12 protein-coding genes are annotated in these 15,235 nt (G+C 64.7%); 8 read left to right on the top strand and 4 right to left on the bottom strand.

The genetic code is table 11. The features are described from left to right. Positions 1-70 precede the first annotated feature (70 nt). From phbB to ACY65G_RS23445, 5 genes are all read left to right on the top strand, one after another. Positions 71-811 carry an acetoacetyl-CoA reductase gene (phbB, locus tag ACY65G_RS23465; RefSeq protein ID WP_130186768.1) on the top strand — a complete coding sequence of 247 codons (741 nt, stop codon included), beginning with the start codon at positions 71-73 and terminating at the stop codon, positions 809-811. 135 nt (positions 812-946) lie between these two features. Next, positions 947-2,248: an amino acid deaminase gene (locus ACY65G_RS23460; protein ID WP_464999703.1), complete on the top strand. Its 1,302-nt coding sequence runs from the start codon at positions 947-949 to the stop codon at positions 2,246-2,248. 23 nt (positions 2,249-2,271) lie between these two features. After that, complete coding sequence (pip, locus tag ACY65G_RS23455; protein ID WP_464999702.1) at positions 2,272-3,225, top strand: prolyl aminopeptidase; 954 nt, start codon at positions 2,272-2,274, stop codon at positions 3,223-3,225. 101 nt (positions 3,226-3,326) lie between these two features. Next, complete coding sequence (locus tag ACY65G_RS23450) at positions 3,327-3,797, top strand: DUF2721 domain-containing protein (RefSeq protein WP_464999701.1); 471 nt, start codon at positions 3,327-3,329, stop codon at positions 3,795-3,797. A gap of 11 nt (positions 3,798-3,808) precedes the next feature. After that, positions 3,809-4,261: a hypothetical protein gene (locus ACY65G_RS23445; protein WP_464999700.1), complete on the top strand. Its 453-nt coding sequence runs from the start codon at positions 3,809-3,811 to the stop codon at positions 4,259-4,261. Positions 4,262-4,291: 30 nt separating this feature from the next. Here the strand turns inward: ACY65G_RS23445 and ACY65G_RS23440 are convergent, their stop codons facing one another. The 4 genes from ACY65G_RS23440 to ACY65G_RS23425 form a co-directional block, all read right to left on the bottom strand. Then, on the bottom strand, positions 4,292-4,936 hold the full coding sequence (locus ACY65G_RS23440; RefSeq protein ID WP_464999699.1) for an SRPBCC family protein: 645 nt from the start codon (positions 4,934-4,936) through the stop codon (positions 4,292-4,294). 138 nt (positions 4,937-5,074) lie between these two features. Beyond that, the gene (locus ACY65G_RS23435; RefSeq protein ID WP_464999698.1) at positions 5,075-6,784 is read right to left on the bottom strand and encodes a cation:proton antiporter domain-containing protein; all 1,710 of its coding nucleotides are present in this window, start codon (positions 6,782-6,784) and stop codon (positions 5,075-5,077) included. 267 nt (positions 6,785-7,051) lie between these two features. Then, entirely contained in the window at positions 7,052-8,173 is a 1,122-nt protein-coding gene (locus ACY65G_RS23430; protein ID WP_464999697.1) for a beta-ketoacyl-ACP synthase III, read from the bottom strand. Between the two features lie 134 nt (positions 8,174-8,307). Then, positions 8,308-9,738, bottom strand: coding sequence for a S41 family peptidase (locus tag ACY65G_RS23425; protein ID WP_464999696.1), 1,431 nt, complete (start codon positions 9,736-9,738; stop codon positions 8,308-8,310). Positions 9,739-10,199: 461 nt separating this feature from the next. Between ACY65G_RS23425 and ACY65G_RS23420 the strand changes: the two genes are divergently transcribed. The 3 genes from ACY65G_RS23420 (at position 10,200) to ACY65G_RS23410 (ending at position 15,114) form a co-directional block, all read left to right on the top strand. Further along, positions 10,200-10,769: a hypothetical protein gene (locus ACY65G_RS23420; protein ID WP_464999695.1), complete on the top strand. Its 570-nt coding sequence runs from the start codon at positions 10,200-10,202 to the stop codon at positions 10,767-10,769. Between the two features lie 129 nt (positions 10,770-10,898). Then, positions 10,899-12,926, top strand: coding sequence for a M13 family metallopeptidase (locus ACY65G_RS23415; RefSeq protein WP_464999694.1), 2,028 nt, complete (start codon positions 10,899-10,901; stop codon positions 12,924-12,926). Between the two features lie 145 nt (positions 12,927-13,071). Then, positions 13,072-15,114, top strand: coding sequence for a M13 family metallopeptidase (locus tag ACY65G_RS23410; protein WP_464999693.1), 2,043 nt, complete (start codon positions 13,072-13,074; stop codon positions 15,112-15,114). The last annotated feature ends 121 nt before the right edge of the window (positions 15,115-15,235 follow it).

The raw sequence follows: 15,235 nt of genomic DNA, 5'->3' as shown, positions 1-15,235 counted from the left end.
GTGAGGGGGCCACATATGCAGTGGCCCTTTGTTTTTACGTGCGGAGCACGCTAATTAGAGGGGATGACATATGGCACGAGTTGCATTGGTAACGGGCGGCATGGGTGGTCTGGGCGAAGCGATCTGCATCAAGCTGGTCGCGCTGGGCTACAAGGTGGTAACCACGTATTCCCCGAACAACACGAAGTACCAGGGGTGGCTGGATGAAATGAAGGAAAAGGGTTACAACTTTTCCGCCTACCCGGCCGACGTGGCCGACTACGACTCGGCACAGGAATGCGTTGCCGCGATCACCCGCGACATCGGCCCGATCGACGTGCTGGTCAATAACGCGGGCATCACCCGCGACACGACGTTCAAGAAGATGGACAAGGTGAACTGGGATGCGGTGCTGCGCACCAACCTCGATTCCGTGTTCAACATGACGAAACCGGTGACCGACGGCATGATCGAGCGCGGCTGGGGCCGCATCATCAACATCTCGTCCGTCAACGGCCAGAAGGGCGCGTTCGGCCAGACCAACTATTCGGCCGCCAAGGCCGGCGTGCATGGCTTCACGAAGGCGCTGGCGCTGGAAGTGGCGCGCAAGGGCGTGACCGTGAACACGATCTCGCCGGGCTACATCGGCACCAAGATGGTCACGGAGATCCCGCAGGAAGTGCTCGATACGAAGATCCTGCCGCAGATCCCGATGGGCCGCCTGGGCAAGCCGGACGAAGTGGCGGGCCTCGTCGCCTACCTGTCGTCGGACGAAGCCGCTTTCGTCACGGGCGCCAATATCGCCATCAATGGCGGCCAGCACATGTCGTAAGTTACCGCTGTTGCAAGCTACCGGCATCCGGTAGCCTGACCGGGGGCAGGTACCTGGTGCCGGGCGAACAGCCCGCACCAGGCGCCTGCCTCTGTTTTTTTGTCCGATGATTTTCCCGATGCATTCGAGGACCGCATGAATATCCTGCCCGACGGCGGCCTGCAACTGGCTGAACTGGAAGAACAATCGCTGCAGCCCGGTACCAAGGGCCTGCCGATCACGGAACCGCTGCGCCAGCACATGGTCGGGATGCAGCGCTGGAACGTGCTGGCGGCCGATACCGGCTTTCCCGTGGCCGTGCTGAAGATGTCCAGCCTGCTGCATAACCTCGACTGGATGCGTGCCTTCTGCGCCCGCCACGATGCCGTGCTGGCGCCACACGGCAAGACCACGATGAGCCCGCAGCTGTTCGGCGCCCAGCTGGCGAACGGTGCCTGGGGCATCACGCTGGCGACCGCGCCCCAGGTACTGGCCGCTGCGCGCTTCGGCGTGCGGCGCGTGCTGCTTGCAAACGAACTGGTCGCGCCGGCCGATATCCGCGCGCTGCTGGCCTTGTTGCGCGAAGACCCCGGCTTCGAACTGTTCGTGCTGGCCGATTCGGCCGAGGGGGTACGGCGGCTGTCCCAGGCCGCGGTGGCGGCCGGCATCGGGCGGCCGTTGCCGCTCCTGGTGGAACTGGGCATCGCCGGCAAGCGCACCGGTTGCCGAACGCCGGAAGAGGCGCTCGCGCTGGCACGCGCCATCGCCACGGCGCCCGGCCTGCAGCTGGCCGGCATCGAGGGCTACGAAGGCTTGCTGGTGAGCGCCGACCGTGCCGCCGATCTCGAACGGGTCGGCGCATTCCTGGCCCAGGTCACGGACCTGGCGCGGCAGTTCGACGCGGAAGGGCTGTTCGGCGGGCCGCGGATCCTGCTGTCGGCTGGCGGCTCGTCCTATTTCGACCTGGTGGCGCGCGCGTTCCATGCGGTCGGTGGCCTGTCGCGGCCCGTGCTGCCGGTGCTGCGCAGCGGCTGCTATCTCACCAGCGATCATGGCCACTACCTGGAACTGACGGCCGAGCTGGATGCGCGCGAGGGCGGTGGCGAAGGCTTGCGGCCCGCCCTCGAAGTATGGAGCATCGTGCTGTCGCGGCCCGAGCCGGGCCTGGCGATCCTGTCGATGGGCAAGCGCGACGCATCGCACGACCTGGGCTTGCCGGTGGCGCTGGTCGCGCACCGGCCGGGCGAAGGCCCGGTAACGCTGCCCGCAGGCGCATGCATCGACAAGATGAACGACCAGCATGCCTACCTGCGCCTGCCGGAGGAGGTGGACGTGCGCGTGGGCGACCTGGTGGGGTGCGGCATCTCGCACCCGTGCACGACGTTCGACAAGTGGTCCGTGCTGCTGCTCGTCGACGACGATTACAATGTGCAGCGTGCCATCAACACCCTCTTCTGACGCTTTTGCTGAAAGTCTGCCCTATGCCCGACCCATCTTCCTGCCTGTTCCCGCCCGTTACTCCACTGCGCACCGGCATGTTGCAGGTCGACGCGCTGCACACGATCTACTGGGAAGAGGTGGGCAACCCGCAGGGCATTCCCGTGATCTTCCTGCATGGCGGGCCGGGCGCCGGGTTGTCGCCGCAGCACCGGCGCTTCTTCGATCCGCGCCACTACCGCGTGATCCTGTTCGACCAGCGCGGCGCGGGCCAGTCGACGCCGCTGGGCGAAACGCGCCAGAACACGACCGCGCTGCTGGTGTCGGACATCGAACGGCTGCGCGAGCTGATGGGCATCGAGCAGTGGCTGGTGTTCGGCGGTTCGTGGGGCTCGACGCTGGCGCTGGCGTATGGCGAAGCACATCCCGAACGCTGCCTCGGTTTCGTGCTGCGCGGGGTCTTCCTGTGCACGACGCTGGAAATCGACTGGTTCATCGACGGCGCCCAGTGGTTCCACCCGGAGATCCACGAGGAATTCGCCGAGGCGATTCCGCTGGAGGAGCGGGGCGACCTGCTGCAGGCGTATTACCGGCGCATCATGGATCCGGACCCGGACGTTTACTGGCCCGCGGTGCGGGGATGGAGCCGGTTCGAAGGGCGGCGCGTGTTCCTGATGCCGCAGCCGGAAGAGCCGTCGTGCGACACGCTGGACCTGGGCCTTGGCCGGCTGGAAGCGCACTACATGGCCAACCTGGGCTTCTTCGAGGAAGACCAGTTGCTGCGGAACGTGGCGCGCATCGCCCACCTGCCTGCCGTGATCGTGCAGGGGCGCTACGACGTGATCTGCCCGCCGGTGACCGCATGGCGGCTGCACAAGCACTGGCCGGGCTCGGTGGTGAAGATGGTGCCCGATGCCGGGCACGGGGCCATGGAGCTGGGCATCAGCAGCGAGCTGGTGGCGGCTACCGAGGCATTCCGCCGTTTCGGAAGATTTTAAGCCGCGACAGGTTCGCCCGGCACCGTCGCCGCGCGGCGGCCTGCTACACTTGCGCCTGGAGCGGGCGCGTCGTCCCGCAGCGTACATACAATAATATGGCAATGAACATCCAGCTGGGCGACATCGGCCACATCATTCAACTGGCGATCGCACCGGTATTCCTGCTGAACGGCGTGTGCACCGCCCTGATGGTGCTGATCAACCGCCTGGCCCGCATCATCGACCGCTCGCGCGTGCTCGAGGACCGCCTCGACATTGCCTACAACGACCATTACATCACCGAGCTCGACGTACTGTACCGCCGCTCGCACTACATCAACATGGCGATCACGCTGTCCACGCTGTGCGGCCTGTTCGTCGGTATCGTGATTGCCCTGCTGTTCGTGGGCGATACCACCGATGTCACGCTCGACAAGTACATTGCGGGCCTGTTCGCCGCGGCGGTGGCCAGCCTGATCGCCAGCTTCGGCGCGCTGCTGCGCGAGATCTTCATCGCTTCGTCGGCCATGCGTGCGATGCGCCACGTGCGCCGGGCACCCAAAGCCAACGAGCCAGTCACGAAACAAACCTAGATACGAATCCCATGCACGACTATCAACGCCCCCCGACCCTGCACCGCTATGGTCCCCGCAGCGAACTCGACCAGGCACTCAGCCTCGGTCATTTCGTGCTGCGGCCCGATGCGGGATTCCTCACGCTGTCGTTCTCGCAGGCATGGAGCCGCGACCTGTTCGACCATTTCGGCGCCGATGCCTGCCTCGTCATCCATAACACCGAGGAATTCGGTGAACGGGTCCACCGTGCCGTGCAGCGCACGCTGCCGAACTGGGCCGGTATCGACGGCGCCGTCGAGTATGGCAGCCGTGCCCGGCTGGGTTCGGCCTTCACGATGGCCGCCCAGGATGCGCCGGAGCAGGAATGGAAATTCGCCTGGCGGCCGATGCACGCGCAAGCCAGCCTGAACCCGGTAGTGATCCGCATCGGCAGCCTGGAGCAGTTCGCGGAAGTGCGCACGCGCGACCAGTATCCGGCCTGAACGGCCAGGGGCGGCCAGGGCGCGGCAGGGTCAGCGCGGCGCCGCCATGGCTGCAGCGCCGGTGCGGGCGATGTCCGTGCCGGCCGAAGGCAGCGCGCGCGGTGCGATGCCCTTGTCGAGCCGCGCCAGCACGGCGCCCATCATGCGTTCGATGTCGCCGCGGATGATGTTCGTGCCGAGGATGCCCGGCACGTAGAAGTTGGGCATCATTCGGCCCGTGTACAGCACCTTCGTGCCGCCCGTTTCCGGGACCGGCACCAGTTCCCAGCGCGATTCATAATGCTTCATGTCGCCGGAAATGAGCGCGATATCGATCGACGACATCGGCTGCTCGGTGGCGCGCACGATCAGGTGGATCGAGCGCGACATGAACAGGAAGCGGGCATTGCCGAACTGCTCGATGATCACCTCGTTGCCATTGCGGGAAAGCACGCGGCACGACACCAGGTCCGGCACGAATTCCTCCATGCGGTCATATCCGGTCAGGATGCGCCACACGACGGGCAGTGGCGCCTGTACGGTGCCGGTGGCATCGATCTCGAACATGTGCAGCGCTTCCTGCGTGATGCGCTTCACCGTTACCTGGAGCTTGGGCGTGTCGCTGCGCGGGCCCTGCGCAAACACCAGCGCGGGCGCACCACAACCTAACAACAATAGCAGCAATAGTTGCCTCATGGTTCCAGCGTACGGTAACAGGCAGAGGAATACAAGGGCGGCACGCGCGTACGGTTAACCAGCGCACCGAGCGGGTGCCGGTGCGCATGCCAGAGCCGATTTTCCATCGACTGGATTTTTCTCGTCCGCCCGCCGTCGTCAGTGCGCCGTGGCAATCGGCTTGCGGAAGGTGTCGATCACGAAATGGCTCATGTTGTCGGCCAGGACCTGTTCGCCGATGAAGATCTTGCCGGCCTGCTCGTGTCGCAGCAAGTCCGCTTCCTCCTCGCTGTGGGTGCGCACGACGGTGCGGATGTCCGGATTCAGCGCGCGAGCCGTTTCGATCATGGCGCGCACGTGGAAGGTGTCCGGCGTGGCGATCACCAGCATCCGGGCGTGGGCGATGTGAGCCTGGATCAGCACGGCTGGCTCGCCCGCGTTGCCGGCAACCGCGGGTATGCCGTTGCGCCGCAGTTCGTCGACCAGCTCGCGGTTCTGTTCCGCGACCACGTAGTGGATGCCGTGCTCGTTCAGCGAGCGGGCGATGTGGCGCCCGACGCGGCCGTATCCCACCAGGACCACCTGGCCGGACAGTTTGGTGCGCGCCGTGGTCATCGGCAATTCGGCCAGCGGGTCGGCCGGCCGGTCGAACTTTGCCGCCAGCCGCTGGTTGCGGCCGAGCCAGCGTTCCAGCGGCCCCGTTGCGGCAAACACCAGCGGATTCAGGGCGATCGAGATGATCGCCCCGGCCAGCAGCAGGCTCTGGCCTTCGGGCGGCATCAGCTTCAGCGAAATCCCCAATGCGGCGAGGATGAACGAGAATTCGCCGATCTGCGCGAGGCTGGCCGACACCATCAGGGCCGTCTTGACCGGATAGCGCAGCACCACCACGAGCAGGAATGCGGCCAGCGACTTGCCGAAGATGATGATCGCCACCACCGCCAGTAGCTGCAGCGGCTGTTCCAGGATGATGGCCGGCTCGAACAGCATGCCGACCGACACAAAGAACAGCACCGCGAACGCATCGCGCAGCGGCAGCGATTCCTGCGCCGCGCGGTGCGCCAGCGCCGATTCGCGCAGCACCATGCCGGCGAAGAACGCGCCCAGCGCGAACGAAATGCCGAACAGCTTCGTGGCGGCGAAGGCGATGCCGACGGCGGCCGCGATCACGCACAGCGTGAACAGTTCGCGCGAACCGGTGCGCGCCACCTGCCACAGGATCCACGGGAACAGCTTGCGGCCCACGACCAGCATGAAGGCAACGAACACGGCAACCTTGCCCAGCGTGATGGCCAGCGTCATCCAGATACTGGCATTCGGGTCGACACCTGTCGTGTCGCCGCCCAGCGAGGGCGCCAGCGCCGGCAGCAGCACCAGCACGATCACGGTGACGAGGTCCTCGACGACGAGCCAGCCGACGGCGATGCGGCCGTTGAAGGTGTCGAGGATGCCCCGTTCCTCCAGCGCGCGCAGCAGCACCACGGTACTCGCGACGGACAGCGCCAGCCCGAATACCAGCCCGCCGCCGATCGACCAGCCCCACCAGTGCGCCAGGCCCATGCCCATGGCGGTGGCGGCGGCGATCTGCAGCACGGCACCGGGCAGGGCCACCTTGCGCACCTCCCACAGGTCGTCCAGCGAGAAATGCAGCCCCACGCCGAACATCATCAGCATGACGCCGATTTCGGCCAGCTGGCCGGCCAGGGCGGCATCGGCCACGAAACCGGGCGTAGTGGGACCAAGCAGGATGCCGGCGGCGAGGTAGCCGACCAGGGCGGGGAGTTTCAGGCGGGCGGCGATGAAGCCGAGGACGAGACCGAAGCCGAGCGCGGCTGCGATGGTGGTGATCAGGGGAACGTCATGGGGCATGCAGGCAGGGTTCCTTTCGGTGGATGGCGGGACGGCGAACGCCGACCCTTGCCGAAAGTATAAACGCAGCAGCTGCCACGCCCTGCCGTTTTTCCGCGGTTTCCAGCGGCGCCTTCACTTGTGCCTGCACCTGCGCCGCTGGCTGCGGCGCTTGTAACTCACCGCTGGCTGCGGCGCTTGTAATTCACCGCTGGCTGCGGCGCTTGTAATTCACCGCTGGCTGCGGCGATTGCATCTCCACCGCCGGCCGCGGCGCGCTTCTCTACATCAGACCTTGCGGACGACGACGCTGCCGATCGAGTAACCGGCGCCGAACGAGCAGATGACACCGTAAGCGCCGGACGGCAGATCGTCCTGGTGCTTGTGGAAGGCGATGATGGAACCGGCGGACGACGTGTTGGCATACGTGTCCAGCACCACCGGTGCTTCGTCGGCGGTGGCATCGCGGCCCAGGATCAGGCGCGCGATCAGCTGGTTCATGTTCAGGTTGGCCTGGTGCAGCCAGTAGCGGCCGATCTGCTCGACCGCCAGGCCGGCGCTGGCGATCGAGCTCTTGATCATCTCGGCGGCCATCGGGCAGACGTCCTTGAACACCTTGCGGCCCTGCTGCTTGAACAGTTTGTCGGGCTGGCCCACGCCCGCCTCGTCGAAGCGGTTCATGAAGCCGAAGTTGTTGCGGATATTGTTGGAGAACGACGTCTTGAGCTTCATGTCGACGATCTCGAACTGGTGTGCGGAGACGGCGGCGTCGCGTGCCTCGATCACGATCGCCGTGCAGGCATCGCCGAAGATGAAGTGGCTGTCGCGGTCGCGGTAATCCAGGTGGCCGCTGGTGATTTCGGGGTTCAGTACCAGTACCGCGCGGGCCTGGCCCGTTTGCACGGCGGTGGCGCCGGTCTGGATGCCGAAGGTGGCGGACGAGCAGGCCACGTTCATGTCGAAACCGAAACCGTCGATGCCCAGCGCCTGCTGCACTTCGACGGCCATCGCCGGGTAGGCGCGCTGCATGTTCGAACAGGCGACGATCACCATGTCGATATCGGCCGGCTGGCGGTTGGCGCGGGCCAGCGCCTCCCTGGCCGCGGCCACGCAGATTTCGGCCTGCAGCGACAGTTCCTCGTTGGACCGCTCGGGAATGCGCGGCGCCATCCGCTTCGGATCGAGGATGCCGGCCTTGTCCATCACGTAGCGCGACTTGATGCCCGACGCCTTTTCGATGAAGCCCGCGGACGACGGTTCCAGCGCCGTGACCGTGCCCGCCTCGATGGCGGCGGCGTGTTCGGCGTTGAACAGGGCCACGTAGGCGTTGAATGCTTCCACCAGCTCTTCGTTCGAGATCGCGTGCGGTGGCGTGAACAGCCCCGTACCGCTGATAACGGCTTGTTTCATATGCAAACTTTCGAATTCGTTAAGGGCGCAAGCGCCGCTGAGGCGCTGATTCTACCTGAAGAAATGTGCGAAAAACCTGCCCAAAAAAAACGACGCCCGGAGGCGTCGCGGCCGTTCTTCGCACCTTGGGAAAATCACTTCGCGGCGGCCTGCACGATCGCCGACGCCGGCCTGGCCGTTTGCACCGGCAAGCCTTTCAGGTGGTTCAGCGCCTGTGCCAGCTGGAAGTCGCCGGCGGTGCCGTATTCGAGCGGCTTGCGTTTTTTCTCCAGCGCCAGGATGCGCGCCTGCTCTTCGAGCTCGTCACGGCGCTCCTTCGAAACCTCTTCCTCGCGGTCGTTCGCCAGGTGCCGGGACAGGTCGGCTTCGCGCATGCGCAGCGCATTCAGGCCATCGCCATCGGCGTATTCGTTCACGTGCAGGTCGGGCGCGATGCCTTTGGCCTGGATGGCGCGGCCGTGCGGCGTGTAGTAGCGTGCCGTGGTCAGCTTGAGCGCCGTGTCGGCGGTCAGCTGGCGGATCGTTTGCACCGAGCCCTTGCCGAACGTTTGCGTGCCGATGATCGTGGCGCGCCGATAGTCCTGCAGCGCGCCGGCCACGATCTCGGAAGCGGATGCGGAACCGGTATTGACCAGCACCGCCAGCGGCACGCGTTTGACGGCTTCGGGCAGCCGCGCCAGCGGATCGCTGTCGCCGCGCAGCGAGTAGTACTCGGCGCGCGCATAGTAGATCTGTTTCGAATCGGGCAGCTGGCCATTGGTGGAGACCACCGATGCATCCTTCGGCAGGAAGGCCGAGGCCACGCCGATCGCACCCTGGAGCACGCCGCCCGGATCGTTGCGCAGATCGAGCACCATGCCCTTCAGGTGGGGATCCTGCCGGTACAGTTCGGTGATCTTGGCGGCCAGGTCGTCCACGGTGGGCTCCTGGAACTGCGCCACGCGCAGCCATGCATAGCCGGGCTCGATGATCTTGCCCTTGACGCTCTTCTGCAGGATTTCCTCGCGCACCAGGTTGAATGTGAGCGGCTGCGGTTCATCGTCGCGCAGCACCGTCAGCGTGACCTTGCTGTGCGGTTCGCCGCGCATCTTCTTCACCGATTCATCGAGCGACATGCCCTTCAACGGCATCGAGTCGAGACGGGTGATCAGGTCGCCGGCCTTGATGCCGGCGCGGTAGGCCGGCGAATCCTCGATCGGCGCGACGATGCGGATATAGCCTTCGTCGCCCTGGGCGATCTCGATGCCCAGGCCCACGAAGCGGCCTTGCGACCCTTCGCGCAGTTCGGCGTAGGCTTTCTTGTCGAGGTAGGCCGAATGCGGGTCGAGCGAGGCGACCATGCCGGAGATGGCTTCGGTCAGCAGTTTCTTGTCCTCGACCTGCTCGACATAATCGGACTTGATCAGGCCATACACATCTGCCAGCTGGCGCAGTTCCTCCAGCGGCAGGGCCGGCTCCGCGCGCTGCGCCATCGCGGAGAACTGCAGCGAAACGGCAATGCCGGCCACGACACCAATACCGACCAGCCCGGTGCGCTTGAATGCACGCTTCAGTTTTTTGCCCATGTCACCGTCCATGCTGTTGCCGCACCTGTTACCGAACCTGTTACCGAACCTGCTGCCGAGTCTGCTGCTGAACCTTCTGCCGAACCTGCTGCTGAACCTTCTGCGGACCCTGCTGCTGAGTTTGCTACAAGGTCTATTACCGGGTCTGCGACTCAGTAATCCCGCAACAAACCCGCGCTCACTCGACCGCCGTTGATCCAGTATAAACCTGATTTTCCGCGAAGGTAGTGGCTGTTGCACGGTGCGGCGGACGCTTTGCCAGGATTTACTCGAAGCCATGATCTGTTCGTCACCATTGCATGTTGTTGAGGATTTGTACGACCGCGTTAATGAGCGTTACCAAATGTAAGAATGCCGGAATGACCTGTCGCCGCGTCCTACACTTGGCCCGTATTTCTCTCTACCCTGAAGTGGTTTTGGCCTGCGCCCCAAGCGCAGGCTTTTTTTTGCATGGAGTATTCATGGACACGTTGAAGAAGGGCGCGGCCGCGCTGGCGGCCGCGTGGCTGCTGGCCGGTCCGGCATGCGCGCTGCCGGTGATGGAGCTGCGGGCGCAGGATTTGCTGATGATGGCACCCGCGCTGAAGGACTCGCTGAAACTGAATGCCAACCAGCAGACCTTGTGGCAGCAGACCGAGGGCAGGACGCGCACGCTGCTGCGCGAGCGCCAGTCGCGCACGGAAAGGATGCAGGCGGCGTCGCTGCCGGCGCTGCAGAGCAAGGACGTCGAACTGCGCGACCTGGCCGGTGCGCTCGAGGCGGAAGGCGCCACGGCGCTGGCGGAGGAAAAGCAGCTGCGCGAATGGTGGCTGACGGTGAACGACGCGCTCGATGAGACGCAGCGCCGTGCGGTGGCAGTGTTTCTCGCCGAGCAGCTGCAGCGCAAGCCGGAAGGGCCGGGCAGTGGCGGCGGCGGCACACCACGCGGCGAAGGTGGCGGCGGGCATCGTGGCGGGCCGGGGGGCGGAGCCGGCGGCGGCATAGGGAGCGGCATGGGCAATATGGGGGGCGCTGTCGGCATCGGCCGCTGATCAGTGGTTGAAGGGTGACCGCATCCTCGTGTACGCTAATACTCTGGACGGGCGCCTGCGCGCCCACAGCCAAGAGTCAATCCGGGTCGGTCCCCACGAAGGACCGCTCCCTTTCCTGAAAGCGGCCACGTGAAACGACATCTCCTCTCCCTCCTGATTTTCTCCCTTTGCGCCGGTGGCGCCATCGCTGCCGACACGGCCGCGCCCTCATCGGGCATCGACACGCAGTACATCGACCACGACGTGCGCCCGCAGGACGACTTCTTCGAACACCTGAATGGCGGCTGGCTGAAGACGGCCGAGATCCCGGCCGACAAGGCCAGCTGGGGTTCGTTCATGAAGCTGCGCGACGACACGCTGCCGCAGCTGCGCGGCATCATCGAGGAACTGGCGCAGAAGAAGCGGCTGCAGGGCGACGAACAGAAGATCGCCGACCTGTATGCCAGCTACATGGATGAAAAAAAGCTCGATGCGCTGGGCATCCAGCCCGTGAAAGCGGAGCTGGCGCGCATCGACGCGATCAAGGACAAGGCGCAAATCCCCGCGCTCGTGGCGCACCTGAACCGACTGGGCGTGGTCACGCCGTATGCGGTTCGCGTATCGCAGGATGCGCGCGAATCGTCGCGCTATGCCGCCTACGTGGCCCAGAGCGGCCTGGGCTTGCCTGACCGCGACTATTACCTGAAGAAGGACGACGCCAAACTGGCCGACGCGCTGGCGAAATACGAGCTGCACATCGCGAAAGTGCTCACGCTGGCCGGCCGCAAGGATGCCACGGCACAGGCAAGGAACATCGTGGCGCTGGAAACCGCGCTGGCGCAGGCGCAATGGACCAAGGTGGAAAACCGCGATCCCGTGAAGCGTTACAACAAGGTGGCGATCGGCCAGCTGGCGGCGCTGGCGCCGGGATATGACTGGCAGGGCACGCTGGCCGCGGGCGGTATCGCTGGCAAAACCGATTATGTCATCGTGATGCAGCCCTCTTACCTGCAGGGTTTCGCGAAGACGCTGGACGATACCGGCCTGGCCACATGGAAGGCATACTTCGCGTGGCAGCTGCTGCGCGATGCGTCGCCCTACCTGTCGAAGCCGTTCGCCGATGCGCACTTCGCGTTCTACGGTACCGTGCTGACGGGCGTGACGGAGCAGCCGCCGCGCTGGAAGCGTGGCGTGGGCGTCGTGGAAGGCGCGATCGGCGAGGGACTGGGCAAGCTGTACGTTGCGCAGCACTTCCCGCCCGAGCGCAAGGAGCGCATGGAGAAGCTTGTCGACAACCTGCTGGTCGCCTACAAGCAGAGCATCGACACGCTGGACTGGATGAGCCCCGCGACGAAGAAGGAAGCGCAGGCCAAGCTGGCCAAGTTCACGCCGAAGATCGGCTACCCGGACAAGTGGCGCGATTATGCGAAGTTCAAGACGGTGAAGGGCGACCTGGCAGGCAACCTGCGCCGCGCCGCCGAATTCGATTACGACCGCAACGTCGCCAAGCTGGGCCAGCCGATCGACCGCACCGAGTGGGGCATGACGCCGCAAACGGTGAACGCCTACTACCGCTCGACCACCAACGAAATCGTGTTCCCGGCGGCGATCCTGCAGCCGCCGTTCTTCGATGCGAAGGCGGACGATGCCGTGAACTATGGTGCGATCGGTGCCGTGATCGGCCACGAGATCAGCCACGGCTTCGACGATTCGGGCAGCCAGTCCGACGGCGACGGCAACCTGCGCAACTGGTGGACCGATGCGGACCGCGCGAACTTCAAGGCCAAGGCGGACCGGCTGGTGGCGCAGTACGATGGCTACAGCCCGCTGCCCGGCTACAACGTGAACGGCAAGCTCACCCTGGGCGAGAACATCGCCGACAATTCCGGCCTGGCGATCGCGTACAAGGCCTACAAGCTGTCGTTGAACGGCCAACCGGCGCCGGTGATCGACAAGCTGACGGGCGAGCAGCGCTTCTACATGGGCTTTGGCCAGGTGTGGCGCGCGAAGATGCGCGAGGCGCAGCAGATCGTGCAGGTGAAGACCGACCCGCATTCTCCGGGCCGCTTCCGTGCCAACGGCACCGTGGTCAACCAGCCCGGCTTCTATGAAGCGTTCGGCGTGAAGGAAGGCGACAAGCTGTACCTGAAGCCGGAAGAGCGCGTGATCATCTGGTAAGCAAGGGCCAATAAGCAAGCTGCGATCTGCTGGCAAAAAGACCACAGCCCGTGGCCTTTTTGCATTCGCGGCGAACCGGTATGGTATTGTCGATCGACCGGCATCCGACCGGTAAACCCATCGTCATAAACAAGAGGGAAATACCTTGAAACGACACCTGTTAAGTGCATTGACGCTCGGCCTGCTGGCCGGCGTGTGCGGCGTTGCCGGCGCGGCCGACAAGGCTGCTACCAAGACTGCCGCATCGGGCATCGCGATCGAATATATCGACCCATCCGTGCGCGCCCAGGACGACTTCTTCGTTCACACCAACGGCAAATGGCTGGCCACCACCGAGATCCCGGCCGACAAATCGAGCTGGGGCGCCTTCCACAAGCTGCACGAGGATACCCAGCCGCAGCTGCGCAAGATCATCGAGGACGCGGCCGCCAGCGCGAAGGATGCGGACCAGCAGCGCATCGGCGATTTCTACGCCAGCTTCATGGATGAAGCGCGCGTCGAGCAACTGGGCGTTGCGCCCATCAAGGACCACCTGGCGAAGATCGCCGCCATCGGCGACAAGAAGGCCTTGCCGCAGCTGTTCGCCGAGTTCAACCGCCATGGCGTGACGGCGCCGATCAACATCACCATCCACCAGGACAACAAGGATTCCACGAAATACGTGGCCGACTTCTTCCAGGATGGCCTGGGCCTGCCCGACCGCGACTACTACCTGAAGAAGGATGACGCGAAGCTGGCCGAAGCGCTGGCCAAGTATGAGCTCCACGTGGCGAAGATGCTGACGCTGGCCGGCGATGCCAATGCCGCCGCCAATGCAAAGGCCATCGTGGCGTTCGAGACCGACATTGCCAAGATCCAGTGGAGCAAGGTCGAACTGCGCGACCCGGTGAAGGCGTACAACAAGTACGAGATCGCCAAGGTCGGCGAACTGATGCCCGGCTTCGACTGGAATGCCTACCTGGCCGCCACCGGCGTGCAGGGCAAGGCAACGTATGTGATCGTCAGCCAGCCGACCTATTTCCAGGCACTGGACAAGGTGCTGGCCGAGACACCGCTGGCAACGCTGAAGGCCTATGCGCAGTGGCAGCTGATCCACGATGCGGCGCCCTACCTGTCGAAGGCGTTCGTCGACGAGAACTTCGCGTTCTATGGCACCACGCTGTCCGGTGCCACCGAGAACCGGCCGCGCTGGAAACGTGCCGTCAGCTCCACGGAAGCGGCGCTGGGCGAGGCGATCGGCAAGGTGTACGTGCAGCAGCATTTCCCGGCCGAGTACAAGGCGCGCATGGAAGTGCTGGTGAAGAACCTGCTGACTGCGTTCAGGCAGAGCATCAACACGCTGGACTGGATGACGCCGGCAACGAAGAAGGAAGCACAAACGAAGCTGGCCAAGTTCACGACCAAGATCGGCTACCCGAACAAGTGGCGCGATTACTCGGCGCTGACCGTCAAGCGTGACGACCTGCTGGGCAACGTGCAGCGCGGGAACGAGTTCAACTACAACAAGGAGTTGAACAAGCTGGGCAAGCCGATCGACCGCGACGAGTGGCTGATGACGCCGCAGACGGTGAACGCCTACTACAACCCGGAAATGAACGAGATCGTGTTCCCGGCCTCGATCCTGCAGCCGCCGTTCTTCGATCCGAAAGCGGATGACGCCGTGAACTATGGCGCGATCGGCGGCGTGATCGGCCACGAGATCAGCCACGGCTTCGACGACCAGGGTGCCCAGTACGACGGCGACGGCAACCTGCGCGACTGGTGGAGCCCGGCCGATCACAAGAACTTCAAGGCCAAGACCAGCCAGCTGGTGGCGCAGTACGGTGCCTACAGCCCGCTGCCCGGCTACCAGGTGAACGGCGAGCTGACCCTCGGCGAGAACATCGGCGACAACTCCGGCCTGGCCGTGGCGTACAAGGCTTACAAGCTGTCGCTGAAGGGCAAGAAGGCGCCGGTGATCGACGGCCTGACGGGCGACCAGCGCTTCTACATGGGCTGGGCGCAGGTGTGGCGCATGAAGATGCGCGAGCCGGCGCAGATCGTGCAGATCAAGACCGATCCGCATGCCCCTGGCCAGTTCCGTGCCAACGGCACGATGCGCAACCAGCCGGGCTTCTACGAAGCCTTCAAGTTGAAGGCCGGCGACAAGATGTTCCTGGCGCCGAAGGAGCGCGTGATCATCTGGTAAGCGGTGACGTGAACCAGCAGAGGCCGCCCTTGGGGCGGCCTTTTTTTCGCCTGAGTTTTTGCCTGAGTTTTTGCCTGAGTTTTCGGCTGGATCGTCGGCTGCGCGGGCAACAAAAAACCGC

Source organism: Pseudoduganella sp. jia 12 (assembly GCF_055502675.1).
The sequence above is the reverse complement of the archived record's forward strand: the minus strand, read 5'-3'. Positions and strand labels throughout refer to the sequence as shown.